The organism is Alkaliflexus imshenetskii DSM 15055 (assembly GCF_000517065.1).
GTDB lineage: Bacteria > Bacteroidota > Bacteroidia > Bacteroidales > Marinilabiliaceae > Alkaliflexus > Alkaliflexus imshenetskii.
In genome coordinates, this window is the sequence record NZ_KI912105.1 from 3534058 (window position 1) to 3554146 (window position 20089).

Annotated in this window: 14 protein-coding genes; 10 read left to right on the forward strand and 4 right to left on the reverse strand. The window is 41.6% G+C overall.

Translation table 11 applies throughout. The features are described 5' to 3' along the window. Window positions 1-332: 332 nt before the first annotated feature. Window positions 333-2117, forward strand: coding sequence for a right-handed parallel beta-helix repeat-containing protein (locus tag ALKIM_RS18745; RefSeq protein ID WP_084555965.1), 1785 nt, complete (start codon window positions 333-335; stop codon window positions 2115-2117). A gap of 105 nt (window positions 2118-2222) precedes the next feature. Here the strand turns inward: ALKIM_RS18745 and ALKIM_RS0114730 are convergent, their stop codons facing one another. After that, entirely contained in the window at window positions 2223-3971 is a 1749-nt protein-coding gene (locus tag ALKIM_RS0114730) for a glycoside hydrolase family 43 protein (RefSeq protein WP_162148827.1), read from the reverse strand. A gap of 391 nt (window positions 3972-4362) precedes the next feature. Between ALKIM_RS0114730 and ALKIM_RS0114735 the strand changes: the two genes are divergently transcribed. Then, the gene (locus ALKIM_RS0114735; RefSeq protein ID WP_026475317.1) at window positions 4363-4995 is read left to right on the forward strand and encodes a peroxiredoxin; all 633 of its coding nucleotides are present in this window, start codon (window positions 4363-4365) and stop codon (window positions 4993-4995) included. Between the two features lie 92 nt (window positions 4996-5087). Here ALKIM_RS0114735 and ALKIM_RS0114740 read toward each other — a convergent pair whose 3' ends face one another. Beyond that, window positions 5088-6383 carry a mechanosensitive ion channel family protein gene (locus tag ALKIM_RS0114740; RefSeq protein ID WP_052345665.1) on the reverse strand — a complete coding sequence of 432 codons (1296 nt, stop codon included), beginning with the start codon at window positions 6381-6383 and terminating at the stop codon, window positions 5088-5090. A 183-nt stretch (window positions 6384-6566) separates the two neighbouring features. Here ALKIM_RS0114740 and ALKIM_RS0114745 point away from each other — a divergent pair, with 183 nt between their 5' ends. From ALKIM_RS0114745 to ALKIM_RS0114785, 8 genes are all read left to right on the forward strand, one after another. After that, the gene (locus tag ALKIM_RS0114745) at window positions 6567-7853 is read left to right on the forward strand and encodes a M64 family metallopeptidase (protein WP_026475319.1); all 1287 of its coding nucleotides are present in this window, start codon (window positions 6567-6569) and stop codon (window positions 7851-7853) included. A 19-nt stretch (window positions 7854-7872) separates the two neighbouring features. Then, window positions 7873-8877, forward strand: a complete 1005-nt coding sequence (gene mgrA / locus ALKIM_RS0114750; protein WP_026475320.1) for an L-glyceraldehyde 3-phosphate reductase — start codon at window positions 7873-7875, stop codon at window positions 8875-8877. Between the two features lie 150 nt (window positions 8878-9027). Continuing rightward, on the forward strand, window positions 9028-10896 hold the full coding sequence (locus ALKIM_RS0114755; RefSeq protein WP_026475321.1) for an ABC-F family ATP-binding cassette domain-containing protein: 1869 nt from the start codon (window positions 9028-9030) through the stop codon (window positions 10894-10896). Window positions 10897-11184: 288 nt separating this feature from the next. After that, the gene (locus ALKIM_RS19425; RefSeq protein WP_052345585.1) at window positions 11185-12627 is read left to right on the forward strand and encodes a PAS domain-containing sensor histidine kinase; all 1443 of its coding nucleotides are present in this window, start codon (window positions 11185-11187) and stop codon (window positions 12625-12627) included. A 413-nt stretch (window positions 12628-13040) separates the two neighbouring features. Beyond that, window positions 13041-13946: a prephenate dehydratase gene (locus ALKIM_RS0114770; RefSeq protein WP_026475323.1), complete on the forward strand. Its 906-nt coding sequence runs from the start codon at window positions 13041-13043 to the stop codon at window positions 13944-13946. A gap of 17 nt (window positions 13947-13963) precedes the next feature. Beyond that, window positions 13964-15127 (forward strand): pyridoxal phosphate-dependent aminotransferase, encoded by a 1164-nt coding sequence (locus ALKIM_RS0114775; protein ID WP_026475324.1) that lies wholly within the window; start codon window positions 13964-13966, stop codon window positions 15125-15127. A 2-nt stretch (window positions 15128-15129) separates the two neighbouring features. Continuing rightward, window positions 15130-16236 carry a bifunctional 3-deoxy-7-phosphoheptulonate synthase/chorismate mutase type II gene (locus tag ALKIM_RS0114780; protein ID WP_026475325.1) on the forward strand — a complete coding sequence of 369 codons (1107 nt, stop codon included), beginning with the start codon at window positions 15130-15132 and terminating at the stop codon, window positions 16234-16236. 48 nt (window positions 16237-16284) lie between these two features. Next, complete coding sequence (locus tag ALKIM_RS0114785; RefSeq protein ID WP_026475326.1) at window positions 16285-17058, forward strand: prephenate dehydrogenase; 774 nt, start codon at window positions 16285-16287, stop codon at window positions 17056-17058. 61 nt (window positions 17059-17119) lie between these two features. Here ALKIM_RS0114785 and tilS read toward each other — a convergent pair whose 3' ends face one another. Together tilS and ALKIM_RS0114795 are read right to left on the reverse strand one after the other, a co-directional pair. Next, window positions 17120-18445: a tRNA lysidine(34) synthetase TilS gene (gene tilS, locus ALKIM_RS0114790; protein WP_026475327.1), complete on the reverse strand. Its 1326-nt coding sequence runs from the start codon at window positions 18443-18445 to the stop codon at window positions 17120-17122. Window positions 18446-18488: 43 nt separating this feature from the next. After that, the gene (locus tag ALKIM_RS0114795; protein WP_026475328.1) at window positions 18489-19787 is read right to left on the reverse strand and encodes a chorismate-binding protein; all 1299 of its coding nucleotides are present in this window, start codon (window positions 19785-19787) and stop codon (window positions 18489-18491) included. Between the last annotated feature and the right edge of the window lie 302 nt (window positions 19788-20089).

A 20089-nucleotide genomic window follows, 5' to 3' on the forward strand; every position in this document is an offset into this window, starting at 1 on the left:
TCAACCTGGAATAATCGCTGGGTCGTGCCGACCGCTCATATTCCTATATATTAATGCTAGTTTTTTATTTGTTGTTAAAATATTTGAATAATAAAGAGTATTTACTACTTTTAACAAATACTCTTCCTCAAATAAATATCTCTGTTTTTTCAGAATAGTTCATAATACCAGTGCTTTAGATGGGTTTGCTGAAAATGACAGTGGTTTAACAGTCACATTTTAATGTGGTGTTAATTGTTCTTATTTTATTATTGTTCTACATAGCTGAACAAATCATTTAATTAATAAATTTTACACAAATGACAAACAAGTTTACATTTAAACTAATTACAATGAGCATGTTGCTTTTGTCGTTGGTTGGTTTAAGTTTTTGCACCTCACCGGTTGAGAAAAGCGATGAGATAGTTTACGGGCCTATTGATATGGTTTATGATTTACCAAAAGTTACAGGTACTATTTATTACGTATCACCCGATGGTGATGGCAGCTCTGAAGGTTTAACGGTAGCTAACCCAACAAGTATTGGCGAAGCATTTAAGAAAGCTGTTTCGGGTGATGCTATTGTTTTACGAGGAGGAACCTATCGCACGGGCGATATTCTTTTTAACCAGGGCATCACAATACAGGCCTACAGAGATGAGAAACCTGTTTTAAACGGTACGCTTGTGGCCGATACATGGTCTCAGGTTAATGATAGTCTGTGGGTAATTCAATGGAATACTCTTTTTCCTGGCGCTCCCGAAGATTGGTGGCATAGAGCAAGAAATGAGGAGTTTACCCCAATGCATCGTTTTAATAATGATGTTGTTTTCATAAATGGAGATTTTTTACAATCAGTTGGTAGTATTGCTGAATTAAATGAAGAAACTTACTATGTTGATTACGATAACAACCAGATTTATATAGGTCTAAATCCAGAAGGGAAAAATGTAGAGATTACAGCTTTTAGAAAGGCGCTTCACAGAGTTTTAGAGCCTGTAAATGGCATGACCCCTGATAACAGAGGTCCTGTTATCAGAGGAATAACCTTTACTCAGTATGCCGATACTACTGTGCATATTGGTGGGGGAGGTCTCGCAATTGACCAGCACGGTAGAGATGCAGTAGGTACAGTGTTTGAGAACTGTGTTTTTTCTAAATGTTTTAGAATAGCCATGTTTGCATTAAGCGACAGCCTTGTAATGCGCAATTGTTTAGTAATTGATACCAATACCGAAGGTGTTTATGTTGTGGCATCAAATGATGTGTTGTTAGAGAGAAATATTTTTGAGAACAATAATATTGAGCAGTGGACAGGTTATTTTCCATCATCGGTGAAGATATTCAATCAGAGTCACAGAGCCATTGTTCGCGAAAACATTGTAAGAAACCATCCTCATTCAAATGGCGTTTGGTGGGATGTTGGTAACCACGATGGTGTTTTTGTTAATAATTACGTAGAGAATGTGTCTCATAGTGGTTTTTTCTTCGAAATATCTGACAGAATTACTGTAATGGGCAACGTTTTTAAGGATTGTGATCAGAGTATTTTTGTTTTAAATTCTGCAAATGCAAAAATTTACAACAATACAATGATTAATAGTACAGTAAACTTTAGACGTGATTCGCGAGGCGATCAGCTTGGAACCTTTGGATGGCACGTTACTTTGGGCCCGGGCGTTGAAGAACGTGATCGTAATATTTTCAAGAACAATCTTATGGTAATGACTAAGGATGATGATTCACCAATGGTTTTGGTTCATCAGCCGGCTTCTATGTGTGCGCGACTTACCAAACCTCAATTTGATGAGTTTAATAACAATGTTTTTGTAAGGTATTATGATATAGAAGGCGAAAAACCTGCTTTTATCGAGTGGACGCCATACGATAATGAAGCGTGTTTAAACAAGTTTTATTCAACGGTAGAATTTAATGGTTACCTTAATCAGTTTTCATCAGAATGTAAATATTTTGACAATTATGATGGAGACATTTTTGAAGATATCAAAAATAATTCTTTCAAGTTGACGAATGATTTTGCCGCATTAGGTATTCCTACAAAAACCCCTGAACAGGTTTTAACCATGATGGGTGTTAGTGCAGATAAAGAAGCTTTTTTTGGTGCTGTAGCTCCATAAAGAACTAGTGTTCATAGAAAAACGCAACTCCTGCATTTATAAATGCTGAGGAGTTGCGTTTTTTTTGTTTTAATTTTTCTAAACTATTTATAAGTGCTAATTGACCTATTCATTTGAAGAAGCGTACAGCCCCATCATTGTGCCAACAAATCCACCTGCTTTTTCGGTACTCAAATAGGTGGCATCTAATCCTTGTAATAAAGTTTCCCAAGTACCATTTGTATTGGCTTCGAAACTAAATTGGCCATCTTTCATAGATGCTCTTAAGAGAATTTCACCCTTGTAAATGTTAGAAATGTCTTTTTGAGCCAGAATTACTTTTTCCACTGTGCCGTCAAAATTATCACCCGACATGTTGCGCACAATGCTAGGATCTTCTTTTGCATTTTGTACAACTACGTGGGTTTTTCCATCAATTTTAGTAACCCCTAAAGTCAAATGATAAGCTTCGTTTTGGAATAGCACAAGCCCTGCCAGTTCCTGTTCATTTTGAGGATTAAATACAAGCTTTGTTTCGACACTCATATCATGATGTTGTTGACGACGAGCAACAAAAGAGGGTTGTTTTAATTCTCTGATATTTACATCTCTAAGCTGTAGGGTTATTCCCGGTTTTCCTTCTTCCAGAGTATACCATTTCTCACGCATTGTTCTTAAAAATATCCAATCGAAAGCAAGTTCACTGCCATTGAAATTTTCAGTCCATGAAAAACTACCGTTGCCCATTACAGGTTTGTCACTTGAAAGTTTATTTTCCAAATTAGGTTTATCAAGAATTAATGGCAGCGTTTCATCCATAGGCAGAATCTCTGGCCATTCATTGTCCCAGTTAAATGGTAAAATAAAGGTTTCACGGCCAATGTTGTATTCATTTCTAACAGTATAAGGACGACAGGCTAAAAATACAGCATACCATTCTCCAGTGCTTGTTTGTACATAGTCTGCATGACCTACATTGGTAACAGGAAACGCTCTGTCGGCCGACATATGACGTTGCGTTAAGATTGGGTTATTGGGATTGGTCTCATAGGGTCCCCAGATGTCCTTGCTACGGAAAATCACCTGAGAATGGTTTATCGATGTTCCACCTTCAGCTGTTGTTAAGTAGTAATAACCATGCACTTTGAATATGTGAGGAGCTTCGATCCATACAGGTTTTTCTGCTAAGTTATGCCCACCATCACGAATCATTTTGCGAGGACCAACTGTTTTATCGTTTTTCCAGTCAAATTCCTGTATCCAGGTTGCTTTATGTCCGGAGTATGTTGAACCTCCTTCAGGATCTTGGTTATTGGTAATATAGGCTTTACCATCCTCATCAAAGAATATAGAGGGGTCGATGTCGGGCACTTCAGGCAACCAAATTGGATCGCTCCATGGTCCTGCCGGGTCTTTAGCAGTTACATAGAAATTGCCTCCACCTCTTACAAAAGTTGTAATCATGTAGAAAGTGTCGTTATGAGGGTTGTATGAAATTGCCGGAGCAAAAATACCTGCCGATACGGGTAAAGAATCATTGTTAAATTGAGAAGGGCGGTCAAGTACATGTCCTATTTGTGTCCAATTCACTAAATCGGTACTGTGAAAGATTGGCACTCCGGGAAAGTAAGAGAATGTTGATGTAACTAAGTAATAATCATCTCCTTTCTGGCAAATGGAAGGATCAGGGTAAAAACCCGGAAGAATAGGGTTATAAAATTGGTTTTCAGCAACGGGATGTTGATCTGCATATTGATCGTTTCCTGTATATTTCACATATTCAAAATATACTTCTCCTGGATTCACTTTAATAGTTGAATTTTTGCTACAGGAAAAAAGAAAAATGGCACCAATGATAAATAAATACCTTTTCATAATTAATTGTTTTTCATGTAAATTGAATAAATAGTTCTCAAAGAAAACATAAATCATTTAAATATCGAAGAAAAATATTTAATAAGAAACATAAATTAAGGAGTAAGGATTGCAAATTACAGGATTCTGTATTGAACTTATTGTAATGAATGCACTATCTGATTCAAAGCGTTAATTTATGTTAATACCTGTATTCTAAAAGTTCAATACTTAAACCACCTAATAGTAAACTATTTCTGATTTTATATAAACTTATTTTATATAGAATAGATTATTAATTACGCAATTAATTACCCATTAGCTTTGATGTGTGTGGTATGATTTTTATGTTTGCACCATGGTTATAATTGATAATTGAAATTTATTTATAATACTCTAAAACTTAATTATTATGTCAGTATTAGTTGGTAAAAAAGCACCAGTGTTTTCGGCCAAAGCCGTAGTGAATGGCAATGAGATTGTTGAGAATTTTTCTCTTGAACAATATGTCGGCAATAAGTATGTGGTTTTCTTTTTCTACCCTGCCGATTTTACTTTCGTTTGCCCTACCGAAATTATTGCTTTCCAGGATAAAATTGAGGAGTTTGAAAAGCGCGGTGTAGCTGTGGTAGGTGCTTCTACCGATTCAGAGTTTTCTCACTGGAAATGGCTCCAGACTGAGAATAAGGATGGTGGTATTAAAGGAGTGAAATTCCCGCTGGTGGCAGACAGCAGCATGAGTATTTCCGACAATTATGATGTGCTTGCCGGAGAGCACGATTACAACGAAGAGGGTCAACTCGTGTTTAACGGAACCCCAATGGCGTATCGTGGTCTGTTTTTAATCGACAAGGCTGGTGTGGTGCGTCATCAGATAGTAAATGACATGCCGCTTGGTCGTAGTGTGGACGAAACGCTGCGCATGGTAGATGCCCTTCAGTTTTTTGAGGAAAATGGCGAGGTGTGTCCTGCCGACTGGCGCAAAGGTGCTTCCGGCTTAAAAGCTACTCAGGAAGGTATTGCCGAGTATCTTGGAAAAAACTAATACTATTGGGATTTATATTATTGTAATTTCTCCAAATAGTAGATTAAGGTATCAAAAGCAACGAGGCCTGGTTCAAGAACCAGGCCTCGTTTTTAGTTTTTAAAGGCCAGATGCTCAGCCAGCGAGCGCAGGTCGTCACCGGCAAGCAGTTGAAACACTCTTAGGTCAAACTCAGGAATCACAGCCAAAATGTGGTCGAAAATATCTGCTTGCACTTCTTCGTATCTCACCCATGCTTGTTCCCTGCTAAACACATATATTTCAACAGGTATGCCTTTCTCAGATGGTTGAAGATGGCGCACAAGAAATATCATATCGGTATTTAATTTTGGATGCCTTCTAATGTAATTTTCAAGATATTTTCTGAATACGCCCAGATTGGTCATTCTTCGTCCGTTCACAATAACCGATTCGTCCACGCCATGGGTTGAGTTGTAATCCTCAATCTCTTTTTGGCGCTCACTTAAATAGTCGCGCAGGTGGTGAATTTTCTTGAATTTTTCAATCATTTCAGGCGTACAGAATTTCACGCTACGCATGTCCAGATTGACAGATCGTTTGATGCGTCGGCCTCCGGATTCCATCATGCCTCGCCAGTTCATAAACGGATTTGACACAAGGGCGTAGGTTGGAATTGTGGTAATGGTTCGATCCCAGTTTTGCACTTTTACCGTGTTCAGAGTTATTTCCAATACATCCCCGTCGGCATTGTGCGATGGCATCTCAATCCAATCGCCTACACGTACCATCTTGTTGGCCGATAACTGAATGCCTGCTACAAATCCCAGAATGGTATCTTTAAAAACCAGCATGAGCACGGCTGCCAGCGCACCCATCCCTGCAAAAATACGGGTTACCTGTACATCAAAGAGTATTGAAACAATTATCAGTCCGCCAATAAAATAGGAAATCAGGTTAACAAGCTGCATGTATCCCCTGATTGGCCGTTCGTGCGCAAAGGGCATGGTATTGTAAATGTCTTCCAGCGCCCTTAAAAAGGCGTGAATGCTCCAGAAAAGAACCACAACCATGTAAACTACAGATGAGGTGTGCAGAAATGTGGCGAATCCTGGGAAAGGCTCATAAATTCCGGCACTCAGAGCATAAATGATGATTGCCGGTGCAAGGTGCGAAAGCCGATGGAAGACCTTACGCGACACAAAAAAATCATCCTTGGTAGATTTGGATTTTTTTATGAAACGCACGATGTAAAACAGCAGTACTTTTTTTACGATGTAATAAAAAATGGTGCTAATGATGACCATTCCCGCGGTGCGCACCGAAAAGTCAATGATATCGAACGACCACAATGGCATGTTTATGGTTTCCAGAAAGTTTCTCAGCCATTCTCTTAAGTTATCTGAGAAATCAACTATTAAATTGAGCATTTCGCTGGTTAAAGAATTGTTGTTTTTTTGCAAAATCATAATAGATACCTACTTTTCAGTTTTAATTCTTCCGGGTTAGTGATGGATTTGGAGCTACCAATAGATGGGACGAAAGTAGAGGCGATTTGTGGTTCAAAACTAACAAACAATTGTTATCTTGCAAAGAAGAGAAATCATTTGAGTATGAGTCAAAGCATTCGGATGTTAATTTTTATTGTTGTATTCTTCTGTCTTACAGCAAGATGGGTGAGTGCTGCAGATGGCTATTTCAATCTCAGCCAGACTTTACGGGTAGATTTTGTATTAGTGGGAAATCATTCATGGCAGAAAGGTTATCTGGCTGGCTTGTCTCGTTATCAAGGGTGGAGTGGCAGTGCCAATCAACTGATTTCACCGTTTGATTTTGGTGAGTATAGATATTTACTGATTAGTCCGGAAACAGGTGATACATTGTTCAGAAGAGGATTTTCCACTCTGTTTGAAGAGTGGCGCACCATTGATGAAGCCAAAGAGAAGGAGCGTGCTTTTCAGCAAACAATTATAATACCAGCGCCTTTAAAACCGGTACTACTTCAGGTTGACGCACGTGACAGGGATGGCTCTTTTACACATCTTTTTCAGGAAGTTATTAATCCTGCGTCGTTGTCGATTGAAGTGAAGCAGGCCAATAATCATCCCCATAAACTGATTCATGGTAACGATAACCCTCAACAACGTTTTGATTTGTTGTTTTTGGCCGAAGGCTACACGGTCGATGAGCAGGCGCAGTTTTATAAAGATGTGAGTCGGTTGACAAATCAGCTGTTTGAGGTGGAGCCTTTTCGCTCTTACAAAAACCATATTACCATTCGCGCTCTGGCAGTGCCATCGGTGCAATCGGGTACCGACGATCCTCGGGCAGGCATCTGGCGTAATACGGCAATGAATAGTAGTTTCAATACCTTTGGGGTGGACAGATACCTCGAAACTGAAGCCACCTGGCAGGTATTTGATTACGCCATGCAATTGCCTCACGATCACGTGGTGGTGTTGGTAAACAGCAATAAGTATGGTGGCGGCGGAATATACAACCATTTTTCTGTGGTAACTTCCGGAAACCGATATTCAGGCACTGTGCTTATTCACGAACTGGGACATGGATTTGCCGGTTTGGGCGATGAGTATTTTGGGGCTGACGTGTCCTACAACGATTACATTAATCTGGAAACAGAGCCATGGCAGCCCAATTTAACCACATTGGTTAACTTTAGCCAGAAATGGCCACATTTACTCGCTCCAGGCACGCCGGTTCCAACGCCTGTCAGACCCATGTATAAGAATAGTACAGGTGTTTTTGAGGGAGGCGGATATGTGAGTAAAGGCGTTTATCGGCCAGCAATTAATTGCCGCATGCGCACCAGCGATGCCCGCGAGTTTTGCGAAGTATGCACATCGGTCATCATTCAGAAGATTCGATTTTTCACACACTAATTTTTCACACCTGATTTTTATGAATTATCTAGCAAATGAAGCGCGTTATGACTCGATGTCTTACCGGCGTTGTGGCAAAAGCGGCTTGCTTCTGCCTGCCATCTCACTCGGTTTATGGCACAACTTTGGTTCGGTCGATCGTTTTGACAACATGCTCGACATGTTGAAGTTTGCTTTTGACAATGGTATCACCCATTTTGATTTGGCCAATAATTACGGTCCTGAACCCGGTTCGGCTGAAGAGAACTTCGGGAAAGTGTTGTCACGCGAGTTTAAGGCTTACCGCGACGAAATGATTGTTTCAACCAAAGCAGGTTATTTGATGTGGCCGGGTCCGTATGGCGAGTGGGGCTCAAAAAAGTACCTGGTGGCAAGCATCAACCAAAGTCTTAAGCGCATGGGACTCGATTATGTGGATGTTTTTTACAGTCATCGTCCCGACCCAAATACGCCCCTTGAAGAAACAATGGGTGCACTGGATTTGCTGGTTCGTCAGGGCAAGGCACTTTATGCAGGCATTTCAAACTATTCGGCTGAAGAGACTCAGCGTGCTGAAGCCATCCTAAACGATTTGGGTACGCCTTGCCTGATTCATCAGCCACGTTACAGCATTTTGGATCGTTGGGTTGAGAAGGGTTTGCTGGATGTGTTGGGTAAACGTGGCATTGGCTGTATCGCTTTTTCACCTCTGGCACAAGGTCTTCTGACCAATCGATATCTTGACGAAATACCCGCCGACTCCCGAATTGCCAAGCCGCATGGTTTTTTAAAAAGCGAGATGCTTACAGAAGAGCGGCAGGCGGCATTGCAAAAGCTCAATGAAATTGCGAAGGCTCGTGGGCAGTCTCTTGCTCAGATGTCAATAGCCTGGTTGCTTAAAGATTCCAGAATTACCTCTGTGTTGGTGGGAGCAAGCTCGGTTAACCAGCTCGATGACAGTCTAAAGGCGCTTAAGAATATCAGTTTTTCTGCCGAAGAGTTGGATTTGATTGATAAAACATCTGCTCCTGTTATGATGGGATAACCTTTTGATATTCTAAAATTATTGAAACCCCAACATCTCCGGTTTATGCTGGTTAGGTTGGGGTTTCGCTTTATGATTGCAACTTTCCGTTCAATTTCTACTATAGTTCAGAGCCATCAGGTTATCTTTGCAGATTAAAGGAGAAAATACATGGCTAACATACTATCGGTAGAGAATCTGACGCACCATTGGGGCGATATCCGTCTGTTTAACGATCTGAATTTTGGACTTGAAGAGGGTGAAAAAGCCGCTCTGATTGCCCGTAATGGCAGTGGAAAAACTACACTGCTAAATGTGCTTGCCGGATTTCAGGCTCCCGACGGCGGTTCTGTAACCGTTCGCAATGGCATAAAATTGGGTTACCTCACTCAGGATCCCGTATTTGCAGCCGGCCAAAGCGTGATGGAAGCAATTTTCAATACCGACAATGATCTCATGACCCTCGTAAAAAATTACGAAGCGGCTGTAGAATCAGGCAATCAAAAGGCCATTGGCGAATTGGTAGGACGCATGGATACGCTCAACGCCTGGGATTATGAGTCGCGTGTAAAACAGATCCTGTCTCAATTAAAGATTACCAACCTGTCTCAAAAGGTAGATCATCTCTCCGGTGGTCAGGTTAAGCGTGTGGCATTGGCTGCGGTACTGGTAAATGAACCTGATTTTTTAATTTTGGATGAGCCCACCAACCATCTGGATTTGGAGATGGTAGATTGGCTCGAAGAGTATCTGGGGCGCAACAGAGCCACTCTGTTAATGGTAACCCACGACCGCTTTTTTCTTGATCGGGTATGCAATGTCATTTTTGAACTTGATGATGAGTCGTTATATAAATATCAAGGTAATTACCGCTATTTTCTTGAGAAAAGAGATGAGCGCCAGAACCAACGCGCACAAGAGATTGAGCGTGCCCGAAACCTTCTGAGGAAGGAGCAGGACTGGATGAACAGGATGCCTCAGGCACGCGCCACCAAAGCCAAATATCGTATTGATGCTTTTTATGAGCTGAAGGAAGTGGCTTCGCAGAAAAGTCGCGAACAGAATATGTCGCTCGATATTCAAACGAGTAGGCTGGGTTCTAAGGTCCTTAATTTGGATGCGGTTAATAAGCAGTTTGATGGCAGGACTTTTATCCAGTCGTTCTCACATAAATTTGTACGTGGCGAAAAGATTGGTATCATTGGGAAAAACGGGGCAGGAAAGAGTACGCTGTTAAATATTCTCACAGGCGCATTAGAACCTGATTCGGGCAGTGTGGATTTGGGCGAGACAGTTGTTTTTGGCTATTATCGTCAGGAAGGCATTCAGCCCGATGAGAACAAGAAGGTTATCGATGTCATTTCAGAGATAGCAGATGTGATATACACCGGAAGTGGAAAAAGTCTGGATGCTGCGCAGTTTTTGCGCTACTTTATGTTTCCCAATGAAATGCACCATGTGTTGGTAAGCAAACTTAGTGGTGGTGAGAAGAAGCGTCTCTATCTTATGACGGTGCTAATACGTAATCCCAATTTTCTGATTCTGGATGAACCCACCAACGATCTGGATATTTTTACGCTTGGCATATTGGAGGAGTATCTGCTTCAATTTGGAGGGTGTGTGCTCATTGTGTCTCACGACCGTTTTTTTCTTGACAACGTGGTTGATCAGTTGTTTGTTTTTGAAGGAGAAGGTGTGATACGTCAGTTTCCGGGCAACTACTCACAATATCACTCTGAAATTGCCAAAAAGCGTCAGGAGTCAGCAAAAGAACGTCAGGTAAAAGCAGCCGCCTCACCGGTAAAGGAGAAGGTTACTGCCGATAAGCCCCGCAAAATGACGTTTAAAGAGAAGCAAGAGTTTCAGCAACTCGAGGCGGATATTGCCCGGCTCGAATCAGAAAAATCCGTATTAGAGGAAAATCTGAGCTCGGGTTCCTTAGACGCCGAAAAGTTACTTTCCGCTTCCAATCGTCTGGGCGAATTGCTGGCCGAACTGGATATGCTCGAAAATCGATGGATTGAACTCAGTGAATTGTAAAGCTAAACTGTCTTATTGAATAAATGTTGCGTTATGTTAATAATCTGACGGTTTTTTTTAATGATCTTCTGACTATTTTGTTTATTTGGAAGTTGGCTAAAAGGTGTTAAGTTATTTATTTTCTGTAAGTAATTTAAAATTTTACAATTCGTTTTTCTGTGGTTAAAATTATTGTTTACCTAAGGATTGCAAAGTAAAAGTTGAAATAAAATTGGTAAAAAATGAATGTAATTGTGTTGCTTTGTTAAAAAATGCATAGATTTGCAACCAAAATAACCCTTACCATAAATGTTACGCAGCAAGTTAATTACAGGAATGTTGTGTTTTGGTTTCTTTCAGTTGAATGCCAATACTCTATTGCCTTTTACAGATATACAACTTAGCTTAAGCTCGTTTATCTGCATTGTTGCCGACTTACAAACTTCAGATGTCCTTTCGGAATCGACTCCAACGCTTTTTGCTGAATCTTCACCCAAAAGTAATTTGGATACACAACTTAATTGGTTGGTGTTATTCGTAATTGTCTTATTGTCGGTTCTTTGTCTGGCACTTCTATTTATCTGCTTTAAATATAATCGACGCCTCTCAGGATATGAGCGTTTACTCCATGAAAATGGCATATCACAAAAATTTTCCAGCGGTAATAAAAATCTGAGCGAGTCTGAGAAAACCATGATTCTGAACAACGTGAGTGATATGGTTCTGTTTTTATCTCCCGAGAATCAGGTGGTTTGGGCCAATAGCCATTTTTTGAAAGCTTTTGGCCGAACCCCGGAGGAGGTAAGTGGCAAACCCATTCGTGAATTAATTCCTGCTTTTTCTGAACTATCCGCGGTTTCCGATATGGCAGAGCGTCAAAAAGCCGGAACACTGTATCATGAATATTTTGTTCCAGATATTCAGAGAGTTTACAAGGCCACAGTAAACCCTGTATTTAACAGTCAGAGCCAGATAGAGGGGTATGTGAAAACGATGACTGACATTACTTTGCAGAAGCACATCGAAAACCAGTTGTTAAAGGCCAAGGAACAAGCTGAAGAATCAGATAACCTCAAGAGTGCTTTTTTGGCCAATATGAGCCATGAAATCAGAACGCCCATGAATGCAATTATTGGGTTTGCTGAGCTTCTGGAAATACCCGATTTGTCTGATGAAGAGCGTAAGGAGTATTTGCGGATTATTCGCTCCAATGGGCAGCATCTTATGATGTTGATATCTGATATTCTGGTTTTTTCTCAAATTGAGACCGGTCAGTTACAGATAGCACGAACCTCTTTGAGGATAAAACCTTTGCTCGACGAAGTTTTTAGCCAGTTTGGGGAGGAGGTTCGACGGCGCTCCAATGATAAGGTGAAGCTGCGTATGGTGACCGATTTTGCCAATGGTGATGAAATCTATACCGATGGGATGCGTTTGCGACAAATACTCTATAATTTGTTAACCAATGCCATTAAGTTTACTGAAAAAGGAACCATCACCATAGGATGTAAGGGTACGCAAAACCAGTTTATTTTCTTTGTAAAGGATACGGGAATTGGCATTCCTGCCGATAAAAAGCAGATTATTTTCAGACGTTTTGAGCAGGTAGATAATGGAAGTGAGCGGAAGCGTGCCGGCACAGGGCTCGGTTTGTCAATATGTCGCGAGCTGGTCTATCTGATGGGTGGAAGGATTTGGGTTAACAGCACCGAATGCAAAGGCAGCACATTTCTTTTTAAACTTCCGGGATAACGCTTATTTGCGAAAACAAAACCAGGATTCAACAAACGAACATTTCTTTTAAATAGTAAGTTAATTGTGCAAATCGTCTATTTATTGAAAAAAAAATGAGTGATTCGCTTATTTTTTTTGATTTTGATTGTGATGTGTGATTATTATCATTATTTTTGCACCATTCAAAACATTATTGAGATGCGAAGCTATTCCTATTTTTATTATTTCTTTTTCTTCTTTTTTTGGTATAAAGGCCAAAGGGGGTGGGTTTTGTGTATGCCTAAGTGAAAGAAAACAGGAATACCGTGAAGATATAAAGTCCCGCCCCTCATGTGAGGCGGGACTTTTTTTGTTTCATGTGGTGAGCAACTGAACATGAGTGCCGTAAAAAGGTTTATAGAGGAAATATTTAACCATTGTAATCAAAAAGTATGAGTCGGGAACTAAAAAGAGTGGCCATCCAGGGATGGCCGGGAGCCAATCACGAAATTGCCGCCCGTGCTTATTTTAAGGATAATGATGTGGAGATTGAGCCCTGCCTAACATTTCATGAGCTTTTTCAAAAAGTAGAGAAGAAGTCTGATTTGCTTGGCATTGTAGCCATCGAAAACACATTGGTCGGAAGCTTGCTGTCCAACTATACATTGCTGAAGAACTCAGGCCTCTCGGTACTTGGCGAGCATAAACTTCGTATAAAGCATCAACTGATGGCGATGCCCAGACAGACCATTGCCGATATTCGTGAAGTGCATTCACACCCGATGGCTTTGGCCCAATGTGAGATGTTTTTTCGCGAGCATCCGCACATCAGACTTATCGAATCGGAGGATACAGCATTAAGTGCTAAACTAATTTCTGACGATAAGCAGTTGGGCGTGGCAGCCATAGCCTCCTCACTAGCTGCCAAGTTGTATAACCTTGAAATAATTGCCAAGGATATAGAAACCAACAAGCACAACTTTACCCGTTTTCTTGTGGTGGGAGAGCAGGATGACGCTCTTTTAGATGCGCAAATCAAGGATGGACGTATTAATAAATCCAGTGTTGTATTTTCGCTACCACATGAGGAGGGTAGCCTCTCAAAAATCCTTACCATTCTTACTTTTTATAATATCAACCTCACTAAAATTCAATCCTTGCCAATAGTAGGACAGGAGTGGGAGTATCTTTTTTACATCGATGTGATGTTCACTGATCATCTGCGCTACCGTCAATCATTGGATGCCATCCGACCGCTGTGCAGTAAGTTACGCGTGTTGGGTGAATACGAGGCCGCTGATACGCTTTATGAAACCAATGGTGGCCAGGGAGTTAAGAAGGCAGAAATAATTAAATAGCAAGAGCAGTTACAAACATGATAGAACCAGCACAACGTATAGGCACCGTTCAGGAGTACTACTTCTCGGTAAAACTCAAGCAGATTGAGAAGATGCGTGAAGAGGGAAAAGACGTGATTAATCTTGGAATCGGAAATCCCGATCAACCACCGGCACCTGAGGTGTTGGAAACGCTTCGCCAATCGGCAGCAAGCCCGTCAAATCATGGGTATCAAAGTTATGTAGGTATTCCACAGCTACGAAAAGGCTTTGCTAAATGGTACAATCGAAGCTATGGCGTAGAACTCAACCCCGACAATGAAATATTGCCAATGATGGGTTCCAAGGAAGGTATCATGCATATTTCGATGGCTTTTTTAAATGCGGGCGATGAGGTGTTGCTTCCAAATCCTGGGTATCCTACCTATAGTGCTGTGACCAATCTGGTGGGTGCCATTCCCCGTTTTTATGATTTAACCTATGAAAATGGCTGGCAACCCAATCTGGATGCTCTTGAGAAAACCGATTTAAGCCGGGTAAAGCTTATGTGGGTTAACTACCCAAACATGCCAACCGGTGCTGCTGCACAACCAGAGGTTATGAAAGCGCTTATCGAATTTGGTAAAAAGCATCAGATCGTTATTTGCAACGATAATCCATACAGTTTCGTGCTCAATCCCAGTCCGTCAAGCATTTTATCTGTTGATGGCGCAAAAGACATTGCCATAGAACTTAACTCGCTCAGCAAGTCACACAATATGGCCGGATGGCGTGTGGGATTGGCAGCATCCAATGCACAGTTTATTGGCTACATTTTGCGGGTGAAAAGCAATATGGACTCCGGAATGTTTAAGCCTTTGCAGGAAGCTGCCGCAAGGGCACTTGAACTCGGCAGCGACTGGTACACAAGCGTGAACGATGTTTATGCACAGCGCAGGGAGTTGGTTTGGGAAATTATGGATACACTGAACTGCTCTTATGATAAGAACCAGGTGGGTATGTTCATTTGGGCAAAGGTTCCTGAATCAGCCGTGTCCGGAGAGGCACTAAGCGATATAATGCTCGACAAATCACATGTATTCATAACCCCGGGCTTTATTTTTGGTAGCAACGGGGAGCAATTTATCCGTATTTCATTGTGTACTCCTGCTGATGTATTACGGCAGGCCATCGAAAGAATAAAAACAGCAATAAAACTATAGTCATGTCAAAACTGAATATTGAACCTATTAAACTTCAGGGATTGGATTTGAAACGTCCCTTGGTGATTTCCGGGCCTTGCAGTGCTGAGACTGAGGAGCAGACATTGGATACTGCACGTGCCCTCGCCGCTGTTGGCATTAAAGTTTTCCGTGCAGGAATCTGGAAGCCACGTACACGTCCAGGCGCTTTCGAAGGTGTGGGCAGTTTGGGACTGCCCTGGTTGAAGCGTGTGAAAGAAGAAACCGGCATGTATGTGGGGGTTGAGGTGGCTACCTCATTTCATGTGTATGAGGCACTTAAACATGGTGTGGATTTGGTGTGGGTAGGTGCCCGTACTTCTGCAAATCCTTTCGCTGTGCAAGAGGTTGCTGACGCCCTTAAGGGTGTGAACATACCGGTGTTGGTGAAAAACCCTGTAAACCCCGATTTGGATTTATGGATTGGAGCCCTGGAGCGCATCAACAATGCTGGGATTACTCAATTGGCAGCAATTCACAGGGGTTTCAGCACATACGATAAGTCAGAATTCAGAAACCATCCGCAGTGGCAGATTCCCATTGAGCTTCATCGTCGTATTCCCGAACTGCCTATTATTACCGACCCAAGCCACATCGCCGGAAAACGTGAACTGCTTGCCGGAATTTGCCAGGAAGCAATGGACCTTAACTTCGATGGATTGATTATCGAATCTCATATCTGTCCTGAAAAGGCATGGAGCGATGCCTCGCAGCAGGTAACACCTCAAGGTTTAAAGGATATACTTGACAATCTGGTATTGCGCCGCCCCAAAATTGGTGACACGCCGCGTAATGAACTCGATGATTTGCGTAAAACCATCGATAAGTTGGATAACCAGTTGCTTGACATCCTGAAAGAGCGGATGCGAATTTCTGAAGCCATTGGTATGTATAAATATCAGAATAACATTACGATACTTCAGTCGCGCCGTTACGATGAGATTATGCGTGACAGGATTGAGCGTGCCGAAAAACGAGGCTTAAACCCAGATTTCACAACCCGTATTTTTGAATCTATTCACGAAGAGTCAATCAGCTGTCAGAGTGCAATAATGAATCGTGAACTCAAGAACAAAGAGGGTAAAGAGTAACAATGTAGCAGTACACACATTAAAATACCATTAATACCAACTAATTCGATGAAGATTTGTGTCCTTGGCGCCGGGAAAATGGGTACATGGCTTACCGATGCGCTATGTTTGCAACATGAAGTGGCCATCTACGATGTGGATAAGGAACGGCTTAGGTATGTTTTTAACACACAGCGCTTAACCACATTGGATGAGATTCGCGCCTTTGCACCTGAATTGCTCATCAACAGCGTAAATTTGAAATACACCATTAAGGCATTTGAGGAGGTACTTCCATATCTTCCGGAGAGTTGTATTTTGAGTGATATCGCATCGGTAAAAACCGGATTTCACGATTTTTACAAGAGTACCGGCCGGCGGTTTGTATCAACGCACCCGATGTTTGGACCTACATTTGCAAACCTTAAGGATTTGAGTGCGCATCACACGATAATCATCACAGAGTCAGATCATTTGGGGAAGGCATTCTTTAAGGATTTTTATGGTTCCTTGGGGTTAAATATTCATCAATATTCGTTTGAGGAACATGATGAGACCATTGCTTATTCCTTATCTATTCCTTTTTCATCCACTTTGGTGTTTGCTGCCTGTATGAAAAAACAGGATGCGCCGGGAACAACTTTTCGCAAGCACATGGATATTGCCAAAGGTCTTTTGTCTGAGGACGATTACCTGCTTACTGAGATTCTTTTTAACCCATACACTGTGGGACAGGTGGAGCAGATTCGAAAAGAACTGAAGGAGCTTCTTGAACTTATCAACACTCGAAATACCGAGGGCATGCAGAAGTTCTTAGCTAAGGTGCGTAAGAATGTGGAGTAAGTTTTCTCGGTAAATCAACATTAAAAAGCCGTATGGTCTGTTTGGTCAGACTATGCGGCTTTTATTCCACTATTTCAATTTCAAGTATCCGTTTGGACTTTGGTGTCACCTTATAGCGGTTATCGATGCGCATCCCCATAATCCAAAGAATATCAGTGCCATTTGTCAGTAGCCAAATTTTCTCTTTTTGGATAAGAGAGAGCTTTTCATCGACAAAGAAGTTGCTGAGTTTTTTGTGCTGCTGCATTCCCAATGGTTGGAACCGGTCGCCGGGTTTGGGACGTCTTATGGTCAGCGGAAAGTCAATTAAGTCAGCATCGAAGTGAGCCGTCATCGGATTTTTTGAATACTCGAAAAGGCTGTCACGCTCAAAAACGCGAATATTTAAGTTAACAGGCTGTTTTATGGTGCTTTGTCCCCCCTCTATGACATAACAATTGTGGTCAGCTTCATACCGCGGAAGCAGGATGAGATTGTAACGGTCAATTATCAATCGGTATTGTTCTGAAAAGAACTGTTTTCCGGGTATTCCATCCAAACAATCCACAATCTGCTCCATATTATTTCCCTGAAACCCGTATGGCTTAAGCATTTCGAACAGCATGCTGCGTTTTTGCGGGTGGTTGTTGATAAGGCGTATCGGGATTAGAGTGGCATCATCGGTTTTGGCTACTAACTGCTGCTGCACATTTTCAGCTTCTCTGGAAAAAATCTCCCATGCTTCATTTAGAAAACTCATATTGTTTTGCATGGTTTCGAAAAACGCCGGATTCATTTCGCGGAAAAGGGGTACTACCCTGTGACGGATGTTGTTGCGCAGATATTTGGTTTCGGAGTTGGTACAGTCGGTTCTGTAATTTAGGTTGTTGTTGTTACAATATTTCTCAATATCGGATGATGCAGCAAAAAGCAGAGGGCGAATCAACTTCTCTTTACGCCATGAGATGCCTGTAAGTCCCTTGAGACCAGTCCCGCGGGTCAGGTTCAGAAAGAATGATTCAATGGCATCGTCGCCATGGTGGCCGGTGGCAATCAGGTTGATATTTAAAGTTTCTGCCAGATTATTAAACCAGTTGTAGCGCAGTTCTCTGGCTGCCATCTCTATGGATACTTTATGTTCCTTGGCATAACCGGTGGTGTCAAATTGTTGTGTAAAGCAATTGATTCCCAGTTGTTTGCAAAGCGAGGTCACAAATCGCTCATCTTCATCAGACTCCTCACCACGCAATGAAAAGTTGCAATGCGCCGCCACGCATTGAAAACCCGCTTCATGAAACAGGTGAAGCAGTGCTACAGAATCAGCGCCACCACTGATTGCTACAAGTACGGGCTCTTTTTCCTTTACCTTACATTTGGTTGTGAGTACGTTGATAAACCGGTTAATCATTATTTTCAGGCTACTATATTATATTGCTAATATTGATGGGTTGCTAAATGCTTTGTCCGGTAACGGTTTGTGCCTTAAGAAGACACTCTTTGTACTCTTCATCTGCAACCGAAAGAGCTGTGATGGCGCTTCCGGCGTAATATGAGGCTGAGTGATTTTTCGCGTCATAGAACAAGGTACGAATTACCACATTGAAATCGAAATCTTTGTTGGGCGAGATGTATCCAATGGCACCTGAGAATAGCCCGCGCGAGCGTGTTTCGTGGCTATCAATAAGTTTCATTGCGCTAAGCTTTGGCGCTCCCGTCATCGAACCCATAGGGAATGTGGCTTTTATGGGTGCTACCCAATCATTGGGATTTTTTAATTGTGCCGAAATTGTTGATACTACCTGAAATACTCCCGGAAAAGGGTAGGCTCCGCAAAGTTCATTTACACGCACACTGCCTTTTGCTGCCACGCGCGACAAATCGTTACGGACAAGATCTGTTATCATGATGTTTTCTGAGCGCTCTTTGGTAGATGAAATAAGTTTGTTGAGGAGGACCTCATCGCTCTCCTGACACGTTCCCCGCGGTGCGGTACCTTTCATTGGCATACTGAAAATTTGATCTCCAAGTTTTGTGAGATAGCGTTCAGGAGAAGCGCAAAGTGCAAATTGGTTGTTAAACTTCAGAAATGCCGAAAAAGGCATCGGAGATCGCCGCATCAGATTTGTAAAAAATACAGCCGGATCAATATTGGCATTGTTATCCGAAAACTCCATACAGAAATTCACCTCGTAAATATCACCACGGTGAATGTGTCTTTGAAGGCTCTTGAAAATATTGGTGTACTCATCTTGGTTGATGAGCGGCTTAAGCGATAAATCGGAGGTTTTGAGGTTGAGATATTCTGCATTTTCGCAGAGTATTTGTTCTGCAAAAATGTGTGCCGATGCTTCACTGTCAATGGAGTCATCGAATCCCAGTTTTAGTTCATCATTAATTAACTGAACCACCCAGCGGGGACAAAAAAAGTGAAGTGCCGGAAATTGCACCAAAGGAGGACGTTCCTGTTTTAGTTGAGGGTACAACTCATTTTTAAGTTCATAGGAGAGAAATCCCAAATACCAGTCGTTCCGTTTCAATCTTTCATCTATCTCTTCCAGTGAACAGGAGATGCTGTCGATGGATCCTAATCCTGCAAGTAGCCGTTGACTGCTGAGTTTATGATAGAACCCATGACTTGCCTGCTGTTGATCGGTAAGTATCAAAGCATGGTCAAACGCCATTGCCAAATGGCTTAGGTTGATAATTAGTGTGTCCTGATTTTTAACCGGAACAGAAATCCATTTTCGCATGGCTGTAAAATTACGCTGAATGGGTAAATCAGCAAAGAAAACCTTCTGGTTATTTGAATCTTTATAGAAATGTGATGCGTTACTTGACTTCTCAACTAGGAATCAGGTTGTTATTTAGAATTAGTATAATTTTTATCATTAAGCTATCTGATTTTCAGTGGTGAAAGTGTAGTAAAGACATTTGCTTAAATGTGAAAATTTGTGAATGATTTGAATCTTGATACTTTTGTAAAGTTTGAAACAATGACTAGATATACAATATGTTTGTTTTTGTTTCAATTTGATTTAATAGTGTTTTTATA

Coding starts and splice junctions, on each gene's coding strand:
- ALKIM_RS0114785 (WP_026475326.1), top strand. CDS start 16,285: ATGAAGATTTGTGTCCTTGGCGCCGGGAAAATGGGTACATGGCTTACC.
- ALKIM_RS0114755 (WP_026475321.1), top strand. CDS start 9,028: ATGGCTAACATACTATCGGTAGAGAATCTGACGCACCATTGGGGCGAT.
- ALKIM_RS0114745 (WP_026475319.1), top strand. CDS start 6,567: ATGAGTCAAAGCATTCGGATGTTAATTTTTATTGTTGTATTCTTCTGT.
- ALKIM_RS0114730 (WP_162148827.1), bottom strand. CDS start 3,971: ATGAAAAGGTATTTATTTATCATTGGTGCCATTTTTCTTTTTTCCTGT.
- mgrA (WP_026475320.1), top strand. CDS start 7,873: ATGAATTATCTAGCAAATGAAGCGCGTTATGACTCGATGTCTTACCGG.
- ALKIM_RS0114770 (WP_026475323.1), top strand. CDS start 13,041: ATGAGTCGGGAACTAAAAAGAGTGGCCATCCAGGGATGGCCGGGAGCC.
- tilS (WP_026475327.1), bottom strand. CDS start 18,445: ATGATTAACCGGTTTATCAACGTACTCACAACCAAATGTAAGGTAAAG.
- ALKIM_RS0114780 (WP_026475325.1), top strand. CDS start 15,130: ATGTCAAAACTGAATATTGAACCTATTAAACTTCAGGGATTGGATTTG.
- ALKIM_RS0114775 (WP_026475324.1), top strand. CDS start 13,964: ATGATAGAACCAGCACAACGTATAGGCACCGTTCAGGAGTACTACTTC.
- ALKIM_RS18745 (WP_084555965.1), top strand. CDS start 333: ATGAGCATGTTGCTTTTGTCGTTGGTTGGTTTAAGTTTTTGCACCTCA.
- ALKIM_RS0114795 (WP_026475328.1), bottom strand. CDS start 19,787: ATGCGAAAATGGATTTCTGTTCCGGTTAAAAATCAGGACACACTAATT.
- ALKIM_RS19425 (WP_052345585.1), top strand. CDS start 11,185: ATGTTACGCAGCAAGTTAATTACAGGAATGTTGTGTTTTGGTTTCTTT.
- ALKIM_RS0114735 (WP_026475317.1), top strand. CDS start 4,363: ATGTCAGTATTAGTTGGTAAAAAAGCACCAGTGTTTTCGGCCAAAGCC.
- ALKIM_RS0114740 (WP_052345665.1), bottom strand. CDS start 6,383: ATGCTCAATTTAATAGTTGATTTCTCAGATAACTTAAGAGAATGGCTG.